General features: G+C 48.0%; 20 protein-coding genes. 13 read left to right on the forward strand and 7 right to left on the reverse strand.

Annotation, left to right across the window (positions count from 1 at the left end):
- Window positions 1–49: 49 nt before the first annotated feature.
- The 5 genes from DXC57_RS05645 to DXC57_RS05665 are packed head-to-tail and all read right to left on the reverse strand — an operon-like array spanning window position 50 to window position 5079.
- Window positions 50–751 (reverse strand): response regulator transcription factor, encoded by a 702-nt coding sequence (locus DXC57_RS05645; RefSeq protein ID WP_022360489.1) that lies wholly within the window; start codon window positions 749–751, stop codon window positions 50–52.
- Window positions 744–2726: a DUF4118 domain-containing protein gene (locus DXC57_RS05650; RefSeq protein ID WP_243101301.1), complete on the reverse strand. Its 1983-nt coding sequence runs from the start codon at window positions 2724–2726 to the stop codon at window positions 744–746. The genes DXC57_RS05645 and DXC57_RS05650 overlap by 8 nt, the downstream gene beginning before the upstream one ends.
- Before the next feature lie 49 nt (window positions 2727–2775).
- The gene (locus DXC57_RS05655) at window positions 2776–3060 is read right to left on the reverse strand and encodes a hypothetical protein (protein WP_147353584.1); all 285 of its coding nucleotides are present in this window, start codon (window positions 3058–3060) and stop codon (window positions 2776–2778) included.
- Window positions 3061–3077: 17 nt separating this feature from the next.
- On the reverse strand, window positions 3078–3725 hold the full coding sequence (locus tag DXC57_RS05660) for a TrkA family potassium uptake protein (RefSeq protein ID WP_118651527.1): 648 nt from the start codon (window positions 3723–3725) through the stop codon (window positions 3078–3080).
- 13 nt (window positions 3726–3738) lie between these two features.
- Entirely contained in the window at window positions 3739–5079 is a 1341-nt protein-coding gene (locus DXC57_RS05665; RefSeq protein ID WP_118651529.1) for a potassium transporter TrkG, read from the reverse strand.
- 402 nt (window positions 5080–5481) lie between these two features.
- Here DXC57_RS05665 and DXC57_RS05670 point away from each other — a divergent pair, with 402 nt between their 5' ends.
- The 11 genes from DXC57_RS05670 to DXC57_RS05720 all read left to right on the forward strand — a co-directional run bounded on the left by DXC57_RS05670 (window position 5482) and on the right by DXC57_RS05720 (window position 15004).
- A complete protein-coding gene (locus DXC57_RS05670) occupies window positions 5482–6249 on the forward strand; it encodes an NAD(P)-binding domain-containing protein (RefSeq protein WP_022360494.1) in 768 nt (255 codons plus the stop codon).
- Between the two features lie 261 nt (window positions 6250–6510).
- A complete protein-coding gene (locus tag DXC57_RS05675; protein WP_118651531.1) occupies window positions 6511–7683 on the forward strand; it encodes an ATP phosphoribosyltransferase regulatory subunit in 1173 nt (390 codons plus the stop codon).
- A complete protein-coding gene (gene hisG / locus DXC57_RS05680) occupies window positions 7677–8390 on the forward strand; it encodes an ATP phosphoribosyltransferase (protein WP_118651533.1) in 714 nt (237 codons plus the stop codon). Before DXC57_RS05675 ends, hisG begins: the two co-directional genes overlap by 7 nt.
- 6 nt (window positions 8391–8396) lie before the next feature.
- Window positions 8397–9512, forward strand: coding sequence for a histidinol-phosphate transaminase (gene hisC / locus DXC57_RS05685; protein WP_118651535.1), 1116 nt, complete (start codon window positions 8397–8399; stop codon window positions 9510–9512).
- Between the two features lie 109 nt (window positions 9513–9621).
- On the forward strand, window positions 9622–10218 hold the full coding sequence (gene hisB, locus DXC57_RS05690; RefSeq protein WP_117796589.1) for an imidazoleglycerol-phosphate dehydratase HisB: 597 nt from the start codon (window positions 9622–9624) through the stop codon (window positions 10216–10218).
- A gap of 108 nt (window positions 10219–10326) precedes the next feature.
- On the forward strand, window positions 10327–10944 hold the full coding sequence (gene hisH, locus DXC57_RS05695) for an imidazole glycerol phosphate synthase subunit HisH (RefSeq protein ID WP_118651537.1): 618 nt from the start codon (window positions 10327–10329) through the stop codon (window positions 10942–10944).
- A gap of 78 nt (window positions 10945–11022) precedes the next feature.
- Complete coding sequence (gene hisA, locus DXC57_RS05700) at window positions 11023–11733, forward strand: 1-(5-phosphoribosyl)-5-[(5-phosphoribosylamino)methylideneamino]imidazole-4-carboxamide isomerase (protein ID WP_118651539.1); 711 nt, start codon at window positions 11023–11025, stop codon at window positions 11731–11733.
- A 93-nt stretch (window positions 11734–11826) separates the two neighbouring features.
- Entirely contained in the window at window positions 11827–12585 is a 759-nt protein-coding gene (gene hisF / locus DXC57_RS05705; protein ID WP_118651541.1) for an imidazole glycerol phosphate synthase subunit HisF, read from the forward strand.
- A gap of 336 nt (window positions 12586–12921) precedes the next feature.
- The gene (gene hisIE, locus DXC57_RS05710) at window positions 12922–13608 is read left to right on the forward strand and encodes a bifunctional phosphoribosyl-AMP cyclohydrolase/phosphoribosyl-ATP diphosphatase HisIE (protein ID WP_118524367.1); all 687 of its coding nucleotides are present in this window, start codon (window positions 12922–12924) and stop codon (window positions 13606–13608) included.
- A 260-nt stretch (window positions 13609–13868) separates the two neighbouring features.
- Window positions 13869–14267: an RloB family protein gene (locus tag DXC57_RS05715; protein ID WP_279221089.1), complete on the forward strand. Its 399-nt coding sequence runs from the start codon at window positions 13869–13871 to the stop codon at window positions 14265–14267.
- A 155-nt stretch (window positions 14268–14422) separates the two neighbouring features.
- Window positions 14423–15004 carry a YHYH domain-containing protein gene (locus DXC57_RS05720; RefSeq protein ID WP_118651545.1) on the forward strand — a complete coding sequence of 194 codons (582 nt, stop codon included), beginning with the start codon at window positions 14423–14425 and terminating at the stop codon, window positions 15002–15004.
- Window positions 15005–15365: 361 nt separating this feature from the next.
- On the opposite strand, the gene DXC57_RS05725 is transcribed toward DXC57_RS05720, so the two are convergent.
- A complete protein-coding gene (locus DXC57_RS05725) occupies window positions 15366–15947 on the reverse strand; it encodes a hypothetical protein (protein ID WP_118651547.1) in 582 nt (193 codons plus the stop codon).
- 12 nt (window positions 15948–15959) lie between these two features.
- Entirely contained in the window at window positions 15960–16901 is a 942-nt protein-coding gene (locus tag DXC57_RS05730) for a hypothetical protein (protein ID WP_118651549.1), read from the reverse strand.
- Window positions 16902–17381: 480 nt separating this feature from the next.
- Here DXC57_RS05730 and DXC57_RS05735 point away from each other — a divergent pair, with 480 nt between their 5' ends.
- Both DXC57_RS05735 and DXC57_RS05740 read left to right on the forward strand, forming a co-directional pair.
- Window positions 17382–17894, forward strand: a complete 513-nt coding sequence (locus DXC57_RS05735; protein ID WP_107000874.1) for a transcription termination/antitermination NusG family protein — start codon at window positions 17382–17384, stop codon at window positions 17892–17894.
- A gap of 82 nt (window positions 17895–17976) precedes the next feature.
- Window positions 17977–19338 (forward strand): exopolysaccharide biosynthesis polyprenyl glycosylphosphotransferase, encoded by a 1362-nt coding sequence (locus DXC57_RS05740; protein ID WP_118651551.1) that lies wholly within the window; start codon window positions 17977–17979, stop codon window positions 19336–19338.

Here is a 19338-nt window from a genome sequence, read left to right on the forward strand (position 1 = left end):
CACAAGAAATCTACTCCATTCAGTCATGAATGTTCAGTTCAGGAATTACTTACTCGATGCGGAGCATCCGATAGCCGATTCCGATGTGTGTTTGTATGTATTGCTGCCCGTCTTTTCCGCGTTCCAGCTTTTTGCGCAGGGTCGCCATGAACACCCGCAGAGAAGCGATATCGTTTTCCCAACTGCTGCCCCAAATCTGCTGCGTGATATAGGTGTGTGTCAGAACCTTACCAACATTTTTGGAGAGCAGGCACAGCAGCTTGTATTCGATGGGTGTCAGGTGCAGCTCTGTGCCGTCAAGATATGCGCAGCCTGCCGCATAGTCGATTTTCAGCGCACCATTCGTAAAAATCGGAGAATCCTGCACGGAGTCTGTTTTCATCATCGACAGTCTCCGCTGCGTTACCCGCAGTCGTGCCAACAGTTCGTCCACGGAAAAAGGCTTCGTTAGATAATCATCCGCCCCAGCATCCAGTGCCCCGATTTTATCGGAATCCTCTGTTCTGGCGCTGATCACAATGATCGGCATATTCGACCACGACCGGATTTTTTGGATGACTTCCACGCCGTCCATATCCGGCAGCCCCAGATCAAGCAGTACAATGTCCGGGTTGTGAGACAGCGCTTCCATCACGGCACTTGCGCCGTTTTGCGCCGAAAGATACCTATATTCGTGAGTTTTTAGTGTCATCGTTATTAAATTTCGCACCGGGGTATCATCTTCTACAACGAGGATGAGCGGCTTATTCATTTAAGTTCACCTCACTAAGTGGTATTGTAAAGGAAAAGATGCAGCCATGCGGCGAATTGTCTTTCAATGTCATTTCACCATGATGTGCATGAACAATAGTTTGACAGAGTGTAAGTCCTAGTCCAAGACTTCGGCGGCTGTCGCCAATTGGATTGCCCCCAGTAAAGAACATTTCAAAAACATGTTCCTTCAGTTCATTCGGAATACCGGGACCGTTATCGCTGACACATATTTCAGCCATATTTTCTCGCGGGATTGCCGTGATCCGGATGTTCGAGCCAACTGGAGTATATTTGACTGCGTTATTCACCAGATTGATGAGCACCTGCATGATGAGTCCTGCGTCCATCCGTGCCAGCAACAGTACGTCTCCGCAATCTACTGCGATGTGATGTTCTGCCGCTCTTCGGTCAATATGCCTGAGTGCTTCCGATATGATGTCATCCACGACCTGATCAGAAAGGTGCAGCTTTACGCTGCCGTCTACAATTTTCGTAATGGAAAGCAAGTTCTCAACCAGTCCCGTCAGCCATTGTGCATCGTCATAAATGTCCGTAAAAATCTGTTTCCGTGTCTCCTCATCCAACACGTCATAGCTGTGCAGCAGCGTATCTGCGTTGCCGGAAATCGAGGTCAGTGGTGTCCTGAGATCATGAGAAATCGAACGCAAAAGATTGGCGCGAAGCTGTTCGTTCTTTGCAAGAACGGCAGCTTCTTCCTTTTCTCTGGCATTTCGCAGGTTATCCAGCGCCAGAGAGCACTCGCCGAGGATGGAGAACAGAACGCTGGATGTAAATGCGTCAGGCTGCGTTTGCTTTTCCATCGGAATCCCGACAACACCGTAAATCTGCTGCCCGGTACGGATGGCAAGATACAGCCGTTTTGCCTTTGGAAAGTTTTGCGTCGTTGCTCCGGCGCGCTTGCGGTTTTGCCAGACCCATTGAACCACGTTCTGTTCCCGGTCGGTATCTGGGATGCTGTATGGACTACTTCCGTCAGCCGGATAAATGTTCCCATCCAGCAGAGCGTTGCCCTGTGCCGGGTAAATCAGAACGTCTCGCTGCATGAGCTTTTGTATCTGCGTCGCGGTCATCCGATAGACCTCCTCCGGCGTTTCCGCTTTTTGGAGCTGTCTGTTCATATCAAAAAGGAGCTTCGTGCGATAAGCGTCCCGTGCGGATAGCTGTGCGTGGGCTTTGAGCTTGGCCGCAAGTGTACTTGTCAAAAGTGCAGCCGCGAACATGACGGCAAAGGTTATCGGGTATTTGCTGCCATAGGCTGCCAAAGACAGCCGGGGCTCCGTCAGAAAATAATTGAACAGGAGGACACTCAAAAAAGCGGACAGCACACCGCAGGTATATCCGCTGGTAAAAGTGGAAGTCAGAAGCACACCCAGCAGGTAAACCATGATGATATTGTCATTTGCAAAGCTGAGCCGCAGAAAGATCCATCCGATGACCGTCGTAACTGCCAGAATTCCGATGGTCAGAAGTAGTTCCCGGGCGGTCGGAAACGCCGGGCGGATAGTAAGCGGTTGATTTCTGCGGCAGTTCTTATAGGCTTCCACATCCGGAATAATATAAATATCTACCTCCGGTGCAAGCGTAATGAGCTGTTCTGTCAGCGTCGATTCGCTCCAGAAATGCCGCCGCTGTACGCCGCTTCGCCCAATCACAATTTTGGTCACATCAGAGAGCCGCACATATTCCGCGATCTGTGTCGCCACATCTTCACCATGCGTTGTGACAATTTCTGCGCCAAGCTGCTGCCCCAGACGCATATTCGCCTGCAAACGGACGGTATCTTCCGCGTTCATATCAGCGTCTCCGGGGGTCTGCACGTAAAGTGCGGTAAGACTGGCGCAAAATGCCTGTGCCATTTTCCCTGCCATTCGTACAATGCGTTCATTGGATGGAGACGAGGACAGGCACACAAGAATATGCTCTTTTGGCATTTCGTTTCCTTTATTCTGCACATTTTCACCCCCTCTTAAACAATATTATAGCACCAAAATGTGGAGGTTTCTACTGCGCCCAATCGGATTCGTTGTCCGGAAAAGAAATTTGCTCTGAATCATAGATCACGATTTCTACATGGGCATGACTATTGCGAAATCGGGAAAACGTTTCCTCAAGTTCGTCAGGAGAAATATTTCCGACCAGATGCACGCACGGTTCAGCCTGCTGTTGTTCGGATGATTCTTTGATGTGCTTCTGATTTTCGTCCAGAAAGCGATCCAGCCGTTTCATCAAAAACCAGCCGAACAGGAACATTAGCGCTGTCCCAGCGATCAAAACGCTATCTTCCATATACACTCACCGTCCGTTCAGATTCGGAAGCACTTTTGAAGCGCTTTGTATTCGCCCAACGCTAAAATCGTTATTTCCCCGGATAGCACCGTATCCGGCGTAATGGAAACGTCGGTTTTTCCAGAGTGTTTGATGCCGAGAATGTTAATGCCATATTTTCTGCGAATATTTAGTTCGCCAACGCTTTTGCCGATCCACCCTGCCGGAACTTCTACTTCAAAAATGGCGTGCTGCTCGTCGATCTCTATGTAGTCGAAAATATGGTCGGCAGTGTATCGGATCGCTGCCCATTTTGCCACCTGTTTTTCCGGGTAGACTACCTGGTCGGCACCGTTGCGAAGCAGAAACTTTGCCTGCACATCACGCTCGGCACGCGACACCACGCACTTCGCCCCCAGCTCTTTCAGCAGCGAGGTGGTTTCCAGCGAGTTCTGAAAGTTACCGCTGATGGTTACGATGCAGACATCAAAATTTCCGATGCCAAGAGAGCGAAGAAACTCCGCGTTTGTACTGTCGCCAATTTGTGCGTTGGTGACATATGGCAGCACATCATTGATTCGTTCCTCGTTTGTATCGACCGCCATGACCTGATGCCCCAGCTGAGAAAGCTGTATTGCAATATGTCGTCCGAAGCGGCCTGTGCCAATCAATAGAATGTTTTTCATGTGAAAAGACTCCTTATCCAATCGTGATTTTTTCCTGCGGCAGCTTTGCATTCCCCACCTTTTTGCTGGAAAATGTCGCATAAATAAGGGTAAGACCGCCGACTCTGCCCAGATACATGAGCGTGATCAACACCATTTGCGATGGAATGTGCAGCTGCGGTGTAATACCAAGTGTCAATCCCACCGTCCCGACCGCTGATGCCGTTTCATACAGGCAGACAGACAGCGGAAGATTCTCATATGCGCTGATAAAGACAGCACCGCCAAAGAACAGCATCAAGTACATCGTCAGAATGGTCGCGGCGGTCTTGACGGCGCTGCAATCGACTCTGCGTCCGAAAAATCGGGCACTATCGCGCTGGCGGAAGGTTGCAGTGGCATTGGCAAGCAGAACCGCCAGTGTCGTTGTTTTCATACCGCCTGCTGTAGAACCTGGAGAACCGCCGATCAGCATCAAAAGGATTATTACGCCCTGTGATGCACCGGACATCGTGGAAAGATTTACCGTGTTGAAGCCCGCTGTCCTCGGCGTGACAGACTGAAAAAAGGATGCCAGCAGCCGGTTTCCGGCGGGAAGCGCGGAAAAGTCTGAAAAGAAGAAAAACATAGCAGGCAGAAAAATTAAAAAACCTGTCGTGACCAGAATCACCTTGCTCTGCATTCGGTAGCGATGAAACCGCCACTTGTTTTCAAAGATGTCATCCCACGTCAGAAATCCAATACCGCCGATCACGATCAGCAGCATAATCGTGATATTGATTACCGGGCTGTCCGCGTAGCCGGTAAGAGATGGATAGTGGTTGCTTTCTGTCCCAAGAATGTCAAACCCGGCGTTGCAAAAGGCGGATATGGAATGAAATATCGCCATCCAGATGCCGCGCCATCCATAGTCCCGGCAGAATACCGGCAGCACGGCAAGCGCTCCCAGCAGCTCAATCAGAAACGTCCCTCGCAGGATGAAGCGTGTCAGACGGACGATTCCGCCGACCTTTGGTGCTGAAATTGCATCCTGCATGGTGCTGCGCTGCATCAGAGAAATTTTTCGCCCGGACAACAGCGCAAACGATGCTGCTACGGTTACGACACCAAGACCACCAATTTGGATCAGTGCCAGAATAACCGCCTGCCCAAAGGTTGACCAGTAGCAGCCTGTATCCTGTACTACAAGCCCTGTCACGCAGACGGCAGAGGTCGCAGTAAACAGCGTTTCATTGAATGGAGTTACATTCTCTCCAGTCGTGGAGATCGGCAGCATCAGCAGTAGCGCTCCGAGTAGAATGACCCCGGCAAAACCCAATGTGATAATTTGAAAAGACGAAAGACGGCGCTTTCGTCGAATAAGCTCTTCCGGCATAAAGGCAGCTCCTTATTTTTGTGATGGTCATATTATACAGCTGGAGATTTTAAGAGCGGATAAGGGAGATTTAACGATGTATTAAGATTGAATAAAGATGAGGAGATGGCTTATTTCAATCGCTTTATTTGCGGAAGTGGACAATTTTAAAAAAATGGCAAGGAGGATATGAACGATAAAATAAGGCGCCGGATCAAAGTGGGCTGCGAAGGTTGAGGGAGGAATTACGATGAAAACCCGGAAAAGTGCGCCGAGATATGAGTAGGATGCTGGAAAATATGTGTTTCTGGTTGTATACTGTGTATATGAATAAAATCGGGGAGTAACTATCAGGTAAGTTCGCTCGGAATCGTCTGGAAAAATTTCGGGTAAACGGAGAGGAGAAAGAGAGGATAGAAGTTTATGAAACTGGGATTTATTGGAACGGGAATCATTACGACGTCCGTCGTGACTGGATTCTGCGAGAGCGGAATGGAGAATCTGCAGATCGTTGTATCGCCGAGAAATAAAGAACGGGCGCAGATGCTGCATGAGAAATACCCGGAGATCGTGTCGGTCGCGGCGGATAACCAGGAAGTTGTGGACCGGTCGGACTGGGTCTTTGCGGCGCTCCTTCCGAAGGCGGCGGAAGATATCTTAAAACCGCTTCATATCGGACCGGAGAAGAAGTTTATCAATCTGGTTGCAACGCTGAGCTTAAAGCGCATTGAGGAAATGTTTGGATCGAGAGAGATTCTGGCGGATGTTGTGCCTCTGACCTTCGCGGCGAACCGCTTCGGACCGGTGGTGATTTACCCGGATATCCCGGAGGTAGTCGATCTGATGAGTCACGTCGGCAAGCCGGTTCCGGTCGATACGCCGAAGCAGATCGCGATCCTTAGGAGCACGACGGGCCTGATGAGCGCTTACTATATGCTTCTGACCGTCATTATCCAGTGGTGTGAGAGAAACGGGCTGGATGAGCCATCCGCACGGGCATACATCACCGAATTTACTGGGGCGCTGTCCCGCAAGGCAGCGACGTGGGACGGGGATCTGGAAGACCTTGCCAGAGAAATGACACCGGGAGGACTGAACTGGATGGCGCTGACGCATCTGGAGGAAAAGGATGCGTATACGCCTTGGACGGAGATTCTGGGGCCGATTTTGGAGAAGGTTATAAAAGAATAGAGTCGAGGTGGAAAAACTCGGGGCGCACATTTCTCATGCCCCGAGTTTTTCTTTTAATTAAAGTGTGAGTATTCTAAAAAAGTAGTTGCTTTTTTTAAGAAGGAATGATAGTATATAGAAAACACTTTAGTACGCTACCATGATAGCAAGATAAACAAAAGTGATGGGAGCTATAACGGCAGGATATAGACGAGCGGGTGATTGTCCGGCGGATTTTGTTGAGCCGGGGCGGTTGCGGCGGCAGTTGAGAGGAGATAGAGCATGAATTTAGAGGTTCAGAGCCTTCGGAGGGCGGAGGCGGCGACGCTTCGGCTGAGAGGTCTTTATGAGAGCTATGGATACCGCAAGTACCGGATGGGGCGGTTTGAGGAATATAGTTTGTATGCAGCGAATAAGAGCTTCCTGTTAGGCGAAAATGTACCGACGTTTACGGATCTGGACGGACGCCTGATGGCTCTCAAGCCGGACGTGACGCTGAGCATCGCGAAGAACACCAAGGCAGATAAAAATACGTGCGAGAAGGTCTATTATCTGGAGAGTGTGTATCGTGAGAGCAAGGAAAGCCACACTTACAAAGAGATCAGCCAGATGGGACTGGAGTGCATGGGCGGCGTGGATGACTGCGTGATCGCGGAGGTGCTGGCGCTGGCGCTCAAGAGTCTGGCGGATTTTGAGACGGACTATGTGCTCAAGATTTCTAACATGGATTTCGTGGTGGGACTGATGGAAGAGCTTCCGGTCAATGCCGAACAGAAAGATATCATTTTAGGGCTGATCCGGACGAAAAACCGCAGCGGATTGGAAAAATTGTGCGCGGATCTGGCACTGCCGGAGGGCGATACAGAGAAATTGATGAAGGTTTCCGGGCTGTACGGAGAGTTTGGGCGGGTGCTGGCAGAGGCAGGTGCGATCGCGGATACGCCGAAAATGAAGGAGGCGGTTGCCCTGTTATCCCGCCTGTATGAGGTTCTGGAGGCGATGGGACTGGGCGGACAGCTTGACAAGGTGCGGCTGGATTTCTCGATGATCAATGACATTGAATATTATAACGGTATTATTTTCCAGGGATTCTTAGATGGTCTGGCACGCCAGGTTCTTTCCGGCGGCCAGTACGACGGTATGATGGCAAAATTAGGAAAGAAAGCCGATGCGATCGGATTTGCCATCTATTTAAAAGAGCTGGAGCGCCTGCCGGAAAAGAGCATCCGTTACGATGTCGATGCGCTGGTACTCTATGAGCCGGATGTCGATGTAGTGCGCCTGTGCCAGGCGGTTGAAAGCCTGCGCCGTCAGGGACTGCGCGTGCGGGTGGAGAAAGCTGTGCCGGAGGATCTGCGTTACTGCTATCTGTACCGGTATGACGGACGTCTTTCCCTGGAAGAGGACCGGGAAAATGCCTTTCAGGAGAATGGAAAGGAGGGCGCGAGATGTTAAACATAGCACTGCCAAAGGGAAGACTGGGCGATCAGGTGTATGAGCTTCTGGCGTCGGTCGGATATGACTGCAAGAGTATTTACGACGAAAATAGAAAACTGGTGTTTGAGAACCCACAGACGGGTGTCCGCTACCTGCTCGTAAAGCCGAGTGATGTGGCAATCTACGTCGAGCACCATGCGGCAGACGTCGGAATCATCGGAAAAGACATTCTGATGGAGAGCAACCCGGATGTATACGAGCTTCTCGATCTGGGACTTGGAAAATGCCGGATGTGCGTGGCTGGAAAAGAGGATTACGTCGAGGACAAAGACCGACCGGTGCGCGTGGCAACGAAATTTACGAATATTGCGAAAGAGCATTACGCGAAGCTGGGACGCGATATTGACATTATTAAATTAAACGGAAGCATTGAGCTGGCGCCGATTCTGGGACTTTCGGACGTCATCGTGGATATTGTCGAGTCGGGCAGCACGATCCGTGAAAATCACCTGAAAGTGCTGGAAGAGTTCCTGCCGATCAGCGCCCGTTTCATCGCCAACAAGAGCAGCTTTGAGTTTAAAAACAAGCAGATCACCGAGATGGCGGAGAAGCTGAAGGGCGCGGTGGAAGCACACCAGAAGAAAAAGGAACAGGAAAAGAAAGAAAAAGAAGCAAAAGAGAAAGCGGAGAAAGAAACCGCAGCAGAAGATAAAAAGGAGGCGTAGGCAGATATGAGCCGTTTTTTGAGCAAAGCAAGCGAATCACTTCTTCCGTACACACCGGGTGAGCAGCCGCAGGGACGGAAATTTATCAAGCTGAACACAAACGAATGCCCGTATCCGCCGAGCCCGAAGGTTGCGGAAGCGATTCTGGCGGGGTATGAGGAAAAATCTTCTAAAATTATGCCGCTGGAACTTGCAAATTTACGCCTTTATTCGGATCCGGAAGAGCGCGTCCTCATCGAGGCGATCGCCGACCACTACGGCGTGGGAACAAACCAGGTCATCGCGGGCAATGGTTCCGACGAGATTTTAGGTTTTGCATTCCGGGCATTCTGCGACCAGAATGCGCCGCTGCAGTTCGCAGATCTGACGTATGGCTTTTATCCGGCACTCTGCGGGCTCTATGGAATCCCATTCAAGGTAGTTCCGCTGGAGGAAGATTTTACCTTAAATATCGAACCGTATAAAAATTGCGGAAATAATGTGATCATCGCCAATCCAAATGCCCCGACAGGCATGAACCTGCCGCTTTCTGCGATTGAGGAAGTAGCGGCGTCCAACCCGGACCGCGTTGTGATGGTGGATGAGGCGTATGTGGATTTCGGCGGCGAATCGTGTGTATCACTGCTTCCGAAATACGAAAATCTGGTGATTATCCAGACCTTTTCCAAATCCCGCAGCTTAGCCGGCGCGCGCGTCGGATTTGCGATCGCAAACCCGGAACTTATCGCGGATATGAACCGGATCAAATACAGTTTTAACCCGTACAACGTCAACCGCCTGTCGATTCTGGCTGGCGCGGCGGCGATGCGCGACTGGGACTACACGAAAGAATGTACCGGGCGCATCTGCAAAACGCGTGAAAAAACGACCGAGGCGCTCCGGGCACTTGGATTTACTGTGCTGGATTCGAAGACCAACTTCATTTTTGCCAAGAGCGGCGATATGCCGGGAAAAGTCTATTTTGACGGACTGCGCGAGGCAGGAATCCTGGTAAGACGCTGGGACAGCGAGCGGATCAAAGATTACGTCCGCATTTCCATCGGATCCGAGGAAGAGATGGAAACGTTTGTTGAGGAGACGAAGAAGCTGGTGGAAGCGGCGAGAAGTGCAGTTGTAAGATAGGCTGGAATTCAATAGGTTCACGCATTTACTGTGGGAACCGTATGAAAATGCTGGCAGCATGGTTTTTGTAGATGGGGCAGCTGTGAATAAGAAAGGAAGGCTGGCAGAAATGTCAAGAGAACGCAAGATTTCATTAGAACGAAACACGGCAGAGACGAAAATCAGCCTGTCGATTGATTTAGATGGAACGGGAAAATATCAGGTCGATACGGGCTGCGGATTTTTAAACCATATGCTGGAGCTCTTTGCCAGACATGGACGGTTTGACCTCACATTGAAATGTGACGGAGATACGCAGGTCGATTACCATCATACGACAGAGGACATCGGAATCGCCATGGGACAGGCAATTTTAGAGGCACTGGGTGATAAAAAGGGCATCCGCCGTTATGGCAGTTTCCTGCTTCCGATGGATGAAACACTGGTAATGACGGCGCTCGATTTAAGCGGACGTTCCTATCTGGTCATGGATGTGGAGATTCCGACCGAAAAAGTGGGCGATTTTGATACCGAGCTTGTAAAGGAATTTATGATTGCACTGTCCTCCAACAGCCGGATGACGCTGCATTTTAAAATGTTCCACGGCGAAAACAGCCACCATATCATCGAGGCGATGTTCAAGGGACTGGGACGCGCGCTCGGCGAGGCGGTGTCGATTGACGAGAAGTACCGAGATGAGATTCCATCGACAAAAGGGGTATTATGATCTAAGATAAAAGTAAGCATAACAAATCTATTTAATAGGTTTATAATGATTCAGCGGGTTCCTGCGTTGACTGCGGGAACATACATGAATTGATATAGGAGGCTGCAAATGATAACAATTATTGACTACGGCGTGGGAAACCTGTTTTCCCTCAGTTCCTCCCTCAGTTACCTGGGACTGGAAAATAAAGTCAGCCGCGATCTGGAAGATTTAAGAAAAGCGGATCACATCATTTTACCGGGTGTCGGCGCGTATGGTGATGCGATTGCGAAACTGCGCGGATCCGGAATGGCAGAGCCGCTGCTGGATGAAGCAAAAGCAGGCAAACCGATCATGGGAATCTGCCTCGGAATGCAGCTTCTCTTTGATAAAAGCTATGAATACGGCGAGCATCAGGGTCTGGGACTGATTCCGGGCGTGATGGCAGACTTAAAAGAAGACATTCCGGCAAACCTAAAAGTGCCGCACATGGGTTGGAACAGCCTGCATCTGACGGAAAAAGGAAAGAAGCATCCACTGTTTAAATACAGCAAAGAGGGCGATTACGTCTACTTTGTCCACAGCTTCTATGGAAAAGATTGTGATGAGAGTTTGCTGGCAACCTCGGAGTACGGCATTCCGGTCACGGCGTCCGCGGCAAATGAAAATGTCATGGGCTGCCAGTTCCATCCGGAGAAGAGCGGGGAAGTAGGACTGCGGATTCTGAAGGCGTTTTCGGAGATATAATTAATAGAAAAACAAGAAAGGTAACTGTTTTTTCAGGCTTGTAGATTGGATTTAAACAGTTATGGAGAGGAAACGGACATGGAGCTATTTCCGGCGATTGATTTGCGGGACGGCAAGGCGGTGCGCCTGGTGCAGGGCGATTATAACCAGATGACAGTATTCAGCGACCGGCCGGAAGAGGTGGCGCTGGGATTCAAGGAGCAGGGCGCGAAAAACCTGCATGTGGTCGATCTGGACGGCGCGAAAGACGCGGCGCTGGCAAATTTTGACACGATAGAGAAGCTGATTAAGACAACGGGATTATTTGTAGAAGTCGGCGGCGGCATCCGCAACGAGGCATCCATCGACAAATACCTGTCGCTCGGAGCCGGACGCGTGATTCTCGGCACGGTGGCGGTCACAAATTATCCATTTGTCGAAGAAATGGTCCGCAAATACGGCGATAAAATTGCAGTCGGTGTGGACGCGAAGGACGGTTTTGTGGCGACTCACGGGTGGCTTGAGACGAGCGAGGTAAGAGGCGTTGACTTCTGCCGCCGCCTGCGCGATACGGGAGTGAAAACGGTCATTTACACCGATATTTCCCGCGATGGAAAGATGCAGGGAACGAACCTGAAGCTTTATAAAGAATTATCGCAGATTGAAGGGCTGGATATCGTGGCGTCCGGTGGAATCAGCAGCCTCAAGGAGATTGAGATCTTGAAAAATGAGGTGTATGGTGCGATTTTAGGAAAAGCACTGTATCTGGGTGCGATTGATTTGAAGGAAGCACTGAAATATTCCGTTTAGGAGAAGCGCCGTATAAAAAGCGGCAAAAAAATCATTCGAATCATTCGAATCGTTCGAATGAATAATCAGAAAAAGAAATCAGGAGGGAACGGCATGATTTCAAAACGTATTATTCCGTGTCTGGATGTAAAGAACGGGCGTGTCGTGAAAGGCGTCAACTTCGAGGGAATCCAGGATGTGGCGGATCCGGTCGAGATGGCAGAATTTTACAACCAGAGTGGCGCGGACGAGCTGGTATTTTATGATATTACGGCAAGTGTAGAAGGAAGAAAAATCTTTACCGACATCCTGACTGAGGCGGCAAAACGGGTTTTCATCCCGCTGACGGTCGGCGGCGGCATCAGCACGCTGGATGATTTCGACCGCGTTTTAAAATGCGGCGCGGACAAGGTCAGCGTCAACAGCGGCGCGATCAAAAATCCGGAGCTTATTACCGAGGCGGCACACCGCTACGGCGATCAGTGTGTGGTGCTTTCGATGGATGTCAAACGTGTTGGAGACGAATATCACGTATTTAAGCAGGGCGGGCGTGTCGATACAGGTATTGATGCGCTGGAATGGGCAGAATCCGGCGTCAAACGCGGCGCAGGCGAGCTGGTGGTCAACAGTATCGATACCGACGGCGTGAAGCAGGGATTTGATATTCCGATGCTTTTGGAGATCGCGAAGCGTGTCGATGTGCCGATTATTGCATCGGGAGGCGCGGGAAAGAAAGAAGACTTTTTAGACCTCTTCCAGTATCCGCAGATCGACGCGGGACTGGCAGCGAGTATTTTCCACCGGAAGGAAGTAAATATTAAGGAACTCAAGCAGTATTTGGCGGAGAATGGGGTGGAGATGCGGTTGATCTAAATCGCATAGATTTCCCAAAAGTTTGAGGGCGGCGCTTTTTCGTGAGAGGGACGGAAAACAGGCATCCAGAAACTTCCGAAAAACGCTTTCGCTCTTGCGCCTACGCAGCGGTGCTAAGTTCGAAAAGACCTCACTAAGCACCGGCGTATGCGATGTTTTCTACAGTTTTTGGATGCCTGTTCTCCTGTGGAGCACGAAGGAGAGCGTCGGCGCTGCGCTGATCGTACGAAAACATGAGCCAGCAGGCAATTTTTAATGGAATTTTGCGCGTGACTGTGAAGGTACTGAACAGTTACGATGTAATTAAAATTTTATGTGGTAAGGCAGGATAAAAATATGAGTGAGAATATCAACGAGATTGCAGGCGTAGAGCCGTCGTTTAAGATTGATGAGTTAAAGTTTAATGAGAAAGGTCTGATTCCGGCGATTGTGCAGGATCATTATAGCAAAAAGGTTCTGATGATGGCCTGGATGAATAAGGAGAGTCTGGAGATCAGCCTTCGTGAGAAGAAAACCTGTTTTTACAGCCGCAGCCGTCAGGAACTCTGGAGAAAGGGTGAGACGAGCGGGAATGTGCAGCATATTTCCAGTATTTATGCGGACTGCGATAAGGACACCTTGATTGTCGAGGTAGTCAAGGAAGGTCCGGCGTGCCATACGGGCGCGGAGAGCTGCTTCTTTGAGCCGGTTTACCAGAACGAGGAGATCACGCCGTTTTCCTATGAGGGACTTTACGACCTCATTATGGGACGTAAGACGAATCCGAAGGAAGGAAGCTACACCACCTACCTGTTCGACAAAGGTCTGGACAAGATTCTGAAAAAGGTCGGCGAGGAGTGTACCGAGGTTATCATCGCGGCAGCGAAGAAAGACAAGGACGAAACGATCTACGAGCTGGCAGACCTGTGTTACCATGCCATGGTTCTGATGGCAGACGCGGGCATCAGCGTAGAGGATGTGACGAAAGAGCTGGCGAAGCGGCATGTGGTGGATCATAAGGTGAAGCAGGAGTATATGCGGTAGAGCGGGCGAAATTAGAACGATTGAAATTGAAAAAGGATCAGAAAGAAAACCATGCATCAGTCTCACAGACCATTGCATGGTTTTTCTCTATTAATGGAAAATTGTGTCGAGGGTTGAGAATGTGTTGTTAGAACAATGAAATTATGGAAAATCCGTAAAAATATTGACATAAAAATCAAAAATTCGTATATTGCTGAATTGGAATTCCAGCTTCCAGTTTGCAAGTTTAAGTTCTGATTTAGCTAATCGCTTATCAGAATATATGGGTGTTTTTTGATAAAGACGATTTTAAAGATTTTGATGAAGCAATCCGGCTGGGAAAAGAAAAGGGATATAAAATCGCCTGGAGCAATCAGTCATTCGAATATTGGCTTTATTTACATTTCAATTATGCGGATACTGCGCTTCATAGGGATGACTGGTGCGAAAAACTCAATGAGATATTCAAGCAATATAATTTGGGGAATGGAACCTACCATAAAAATTGTGAAGAGATTTTCAATTTAGTAAATCAATATGACGGCGTCAATACAGCGATCAAAAATGCTAAGAGGCGTATGGATGGATTTCGTGAGGGGAAAGATGTGCCATCAGAGTATGATCCGGGGACGACGGTGTATAGATTGGTTAAGGAGTTGATTGGGTATTTGGAGGAGTAAGGGACAAGCTGTGTGCCGACTGTGTGATATCAACTGCATTGTGTTGCAAGGCGAAATAAACACGATATGAGGGTGATTTCCTTGTGTTTCTTGTATGGAAATGTTACAATCAAAACGGAGAGCATTTCATTTTACAGTTACAAGGGGGAGTTATTATGAAACGTTTTAAAAAGTTTGGAACTGCGCTTTTATCCTGCATGATGCTGACGGCATCGTTCGCGACTGTCTCAAACATGACGATGATTACAGCCGAGGCGCATCCGGGACGGACGGATGCACAGGGCGGACATCATGACTACAAGAATAAGAGCGGTCTGGGAAGTTATCATTATCATTGTGGCGACCATGAGGCACATCTTCATCCAAATGGAGTTTGCCCGTATAAGAATGGGGCGGTTTCGAATGGAAATACGTCCGGTCAGACGCAGACACAGTCCGCAGGTAATCAGAATCAGGTAGCGGAACAGATGAACACGTATCAGCCGGTGTTTGATGCAAATTATTATTATATGAATAATCCAGATTTGCAGTTGGTCGTTGGCTTGGATTCGCAAAAGTTATTTGAGCATTTTTATACGTGCGGTATGGCAGAAGGACGCAGGGCATCGGAGAATTTCGATGTCAGTGTATATAAGGTAAATAACCCGGATTTGGCGGCAGTGTTTGGAGACGATTTAAAGGCTTACTATACACATTATGTGCAGAGTGGGCAGTTGGAGAACCGGGTTTGCAAATAAAAATAGGTGATGGAAGAGAAAAGCCGTGCGGTTGTGTAATAAAAGCCGCATGGCTTTCTATTTTCGCTTTTCTAAAACCAACTTCCGCATCCTTTGTTTCGTGGAAGACCAAAACGGTTCATAGACTACAGATGACAGAGGGAAAGAGGAAAAGAGGAACATCATCCGTTAGTTCCTCGAAGAATACGATATCGAAAGTGCTGAAGATATCCAGGATGCACTCAAAGAGCTTCTGAGTGGCACAATTCGGAACTGGGGAACAGGTATATGGGGAGTGAGCATTATGTACGAGAACCAGCTTCAGGAATAAAAAAAGAGGTGTGTAAAGACGGGGGGAACTCTCGCCCGCTCTTGGCATATCTCACTTATTCATATCCGTATCAATCACTCTAAAAATTCGTTTCACAACCACTAATAAATTAAAAATGACTAAAAACGAGCAGGCATAAATTAAAAAGCTGAAAACCCAGCTAAGCTGTCCTGTGAATAAATTTACTAAACACAGGATTAATACAGATACACACATGGTTATTTCGAACATGACAATATAATAGGCTTCTATCAATGCCTGTTTTGAGGTGTTTGCTTCTATACTGTAATAATCCAAATCTTCTTTAATTTTAGCTTTCATCTGGATGATGGTTGTCAAAAGTGCAAATAACATGGATGTTAAAATGGAAATTAATACAGTTAAAATATTTTGGATCGTTTCGCTGATTGGATTTTCTCTGGCAATAATTCCAGCCAGAAGAATCGGCAGGATCATATAATTTAAAAGTGGTGCTATCAACAAATGTCCTTCTTTATCCTTAAAACAACTAAAGTAATTTTTAAAAATATCCACCAAGGAAGCGTATTTAAGTTTAAGAACACAGCTATTAAACAACCATATTACCAGTATGATACTCAGAGAACCTTCTCTGCTTAATATCCAATGTTTCATCAATTCACCTTCTTATGCTAACCCCATGCTCCGCATATATTCTTTTGCTGTTTCGCGCATTTCGGACTTTAATATGTCTACATCGGGATGCCCTGTTTTGACTCCGACCTGATCGGTGATGTCTTCTGTCACAACCAGGGCATCTAAATTGCCGATATCAATGGTTTTTTCTGTCTTGCCTAGGCGAAATTTGAATTTCAGGCAGTCATAATCGAAATCGGATACAGAAACAACTTCACATAAGCTCCGCTGTCCTCTTAAGACCTCCCGGATCTTATCGGCGCCCTTTTCAAGAAAACCCAAAGGATTATGGATGATCCGTTCTTCATACACGGCCTCATCATTTCCGCGTATCCCATTTCGCTCAGAAATATCCTGGGAAATTCCGTATTTAATCATCCGGAGTTCTTTTAAAACACCATCTACCAGGTAGTGTTCTACATATTCTTTAGGCATAAGAGTTTCTAATGAAAAGTTCCAGCCTTCATATGTGTGTCTGACAAATTTTTTCATGCGGTGTTCAAATGCTGATTTCATGCTGCTGCGGCCTTCGGTCTGAAAAATAAGTATGCCACGTTCCGGTCTTATAGGAGACAGTGCCAGATAGAAAGCGAATGGTATAACTTCAGCCTCTTCAACGGTCTTCTTGTGGGTCAGTTTTCTGGTTTTTGTGTGAATGAGTTCGGCTTCAGTTCCATATTCTCCGGTTTTTACAACTCCTGTAAAAGCATTAAAAATAATATGTCCATCCTCATCTTTTACACATTCCACCTCAAATGAGTTGACTTTAAAAATGTTCTCAGCATGGTTATCAATATCAAATTGTTTCGCATTCTGTTTAGAGAAAGCTGAAATCATATCTATAAAAGTTAAATGTCCATGTTTCTTTTCAAAGTGATACTTTCCGGTATGAAAAACATTTAAAGCATATATGGTTAAACCTATTTTTTTCATGGCATTGGCCTCCGAGGTATTATTTATAAATCTGTAATTTGTAAATGCTAACAAGCCAATTATAGAACTTATGTTCTGCGATGTCAACTGAGTTCGCTATCAGTCCGATATGTATTTCTAAGTAAATATAGAATTTTGCCTTTTTACCCTTTATTTTAAGAATTTCCTAAACATTCCTTCCCACAAACTTCTATTGAATCCCCCCACAAACCGTAGTATAATAAACTAGACTTCGCATAGGCACAAATCCTCTAAAATCAGGGCGTGCCGGATGCGGATGTATGAAAGCGCGTTAAGAGACGCAGAATAAGAATCAAAAGCACGTGGAGTAAGCTGCCTGTGATCAATGTCATGGTCAGATGAAAGATGGAACATAGGATGGATCGAGATCGTATCCGGGCAGCCAGAAGGCGGCTCCGGGATGGCGAAGCATACCCATTGTGCACCTGAAAGCAGGGAAAATGCAAAGGAGAGTGCGGTATGTGGTATGTGATCCAAACACAGACAGGCAGGGAACAGGAGCTGACAGAATGCATCGAACGCGTTTTGAAAGGAAATGGATACCAAGCCTGTTTTGTGATCGAGCAGGAATGCGTCTGGCGCAATGCCGGGGAACTTTTGGAATACCAGAAACCGCTCTTTCCATCCTATGTTATCGCGGACACCGACACGCCGGAGGAATTTTTTCTGGCATTAAAGCGGGTCCCGAAGCTCTCCAAACTCCTGCGGACGGACTGTGAATTCTGGGAGATCCAGGAGGAAGAAAAGAAATTACTTTGCCAGATGATGGAGTTGGATGAATGTCTTGTCCGCCGCTCCTTTGTCACCCTTGACGAAGACGGCAACATCCTAACCGCCCAGGGACCATTATCCTTCTTCCAGGACAAGATTGTACGCAAGCGCATCCGTAAGCGGATCGTGACGGTCGAGGTCGAGCTTCTGGGAGAAAAGCGCAGGATAGAATTGGGAATCCGTCTGCCGGAAGATAAGTAAGACAAAGGTAAGGGACAGACTGTAAAAACAGAACCTTAAATTATAAAATTAAATAAAAAGGAAGGAACCAAAACACAAAAGCATGAATCAATTCGAACCATATAAGCGGCTGATCAAGCTGGGCTTTGCCCTGATTCTGATCGCGCTGCTGACAGGACTTTACGGTGTCATCTGGATCAACTGGTACAACAAGATCATCTGGGCGCCGTTTTTCCGCAGGGGTAACTGGATGATGATCTTCATCTACGGACTCCTGCTTATTTTCTTTATGCAGCTGTACGGGGGATTCAAGATCGCCCTCCTGAAGCGGGGAAATCTGATATATTCACAGATATTGGCGGTGGTATTTACCAATATTATCACGTATTTTCAGATCAGTGTGCAGGATAAGAAATTCACGGCACCTCTGCCGCTGGCAGTCAATCTGGTCGGCGCAGTCATCATCATTCTGGCATGGACGATGACATTTCTGTGGCTGTACCGGGGGATGTTTCCGCCGAGAGAACTGCTGCTGATATCGGGCGATCACTCCGACTATCATCTGATCGAAAAGATGAACGCCCGCGAAGATAAATACATCATCAGCCAGATCATCAGCTATCACGAAGGCCCGGAACGGGTAAAGGCGGAGATCGCCAAATATGACAGCGTGATTGTCGGAGATATTCCGGCGCACGAGCGCAACTATATCATCAAATACTGCTTCGGACAGAATATCCGGACCTACAGTGTACCAAAAATTTCAGATATTCTGCTTCGGAGTTCGGTGGAACTGAATCTGTTTGATTCACCGCTGCTGCTTTCGAGAAATAACCAGGGACTGCAGATTGAACAGGCCATCATGAAGCGGATCATCGATATCATCGGATCGCTCGTCGGAATCGTTATTACGATTCCGATTTTTTTGATTGTAGGAATCAGCATCAAGGTGACAGACGGCGGACCGGTGATTTATCAGCAGACACGCCTCACAAAAAATGGCAAGAAATTTCAAATCTATAAATTCCGGACCATGGTGCAGAATGCGGAGGCGGATGGAAAGGCAAGACTGGCCAGTGAGGACGATCCGAGAATCCTACCGATTGGCCGCCTCCTTCGTGCAACCCGCCTGGACGAGCTGCCGCAGATTTACAATATTCTGAAAGGCGATATGTCCATCGTGGGTCCGCGGCCGGAGCGCCCGGAGCTGGCAGCAGAGCTGGAAAAAGAAATACCGGAATTTTCCTTCCGCCTGCAGGTCAAAGCCGGACTGACCGGTTATGCCCAGGTATATGGAAAATACAACACAACCCCTTATGACAAGCTGAAGCTGGATTTGACGTACATACGGAACTATTCTGTTCTGGAAGATCTGAAGCTGATTATCATGACGCCGAAGATCATGCTGATGAAAGAGAGTACGGAAGGGGTTAAAGAAGAACAGGAGCCGACAAACGGAAAATAA

Origin of the sequence: Clostridium sp. TF06-15AC, assembly GCF_003481165.1 — a bacterium.
GTDB classification, from domain to species: domain Bacteria; phylum Bacillota; class Clostridia; order Lachnospirales; family Lachnospiraceae; genus Otoolea; species Otoolea fessa.

Excerpts from the sequence above, each read along its gene's own strand:
- DXC57_RS05670 (WP_022360494.1), top strand. The coding sequence starts at position 5,482 with ATGAAACTGGGATTTATTGGAACGGGAATCATTACGACGTCCGTCGTG.
- DXC57_RS05655 (WP_147353584.1), bottom strand. The coding sequence starts at position 3,060 with ATGGAAGATAGCGTTTTGATCGCTGGGACAGCGCTAATGTTCCTGTTC.
- DXC57_RS05675 (WP_118651531.1), top strand. The coding sequence starts at position 6,511 with ATGAATTTAGAGGTTCAGAGCCTTCGGAGGGCGGAGGCGGCGACGCTT.
- DXC57_RS05665 (WP_118651529.1), bottom strand. The coding sequence starts at position 5,079 with ATGCCGGAAGAGCTTATTCGACGAAAGCGCCGTCTTTCGTCTTTTCAA.
- DXC57_RS05735 (WP_107000874.1), top strand. The coding sequence starts at position 17,382 with ATGTGGTATGTGATCCAAACACAGACAGGCAGGGAACAGGAGCTGACA.
- DXC57_RS05740 (WP_118651551.1), top strand. The coding sequence starts at position 17,977 with ATGAATCAATTCGAACCATATAAGCGGCTGATCAAGCTGGGCTTTGCC.
- DXC57_RS05725 (WP_118651547.1), bottom strand. The coding sequence starts at position 15,947 with ATGAAACATTGGATATTAAGCAGAGAAGGTTCTCTGAGTATCATACTG.
- DXC57_RS05720 (WP_118651545.1), top strand. The coding sequence starts at position 14,423 with ATGAAACGTTTTAAAAAGTTTGGAACTGCGCTTTTATCCTGCATGATG.
- DXC57_RS05645 (WP_022360489.1), bottom strand. The coding sequence starts at position 751 with ATGAATAAGCCGCTCATCCTCGTTGTAGAAGATGATACCCCGGTGCGA.
- hisG (WP_118651533.1), top strand. The coding sequence starts at position 7,677 with ATGTTAAACATAGCACTGCCAAAGGGAAGACTGGGCGATCAGGTGTAT.
- hisIE (WP_118524367.1), top strand. The coding sequence starts at position 12,922 with ATGAGTGAGAATATCAACGAGATTGCAGGCGTAGAGCCGTCGTTTAAG.
- DXC57_RS05730 (WP_118651549.1), bottom strand. The coding sequence starts at position 16,901 with ATGAAAAAAATAGGTTTAACCATATATGCTTTAAATGTTTTTCATACC.
- hisA (WP_118651539.1), top strand. The coding sequence starts at position 11,023 with ATGGAGCTATTTCCGGCGATTGATTTGCGGGACGGCAAGGCGGTGCGC.
- hisB (WP_117796589.1), top strand. The coding sequence starts at position 9,622 with ATGTCAAGAGAACGCAAGATTTCATTAGAACGAAACACGGCAGAGACG.
- hisH (WP_118651537.1), top strand. The coding sequence starts at position 10,327 with ATGATAACAATTATTGACTACGGCGTGGGAAACCTGTTTTCCCTCAGT.
- hisF (WP_118651541.1), top strand. The coding sequence starts at position 11,827 with ATGATTTCAAAACGTATTATTCCGTGTCTGGATGTAAAGAACGGGCGT.
- DXC57_RS05660 (WP_118651527.1), bottom strand. The coding sequence starts at position 3,725 with ATGAAAAACATTCTATTGATTGGCACAGGCCGCTTCGGACGACATATT.
- hisC (WP_118651535.1), top strand. The coding sequence starts at position 8,397 with ATGAGCCGTTTTTTGAGCAAAGCAAGCGAATCACTTCTTCCGTACACA.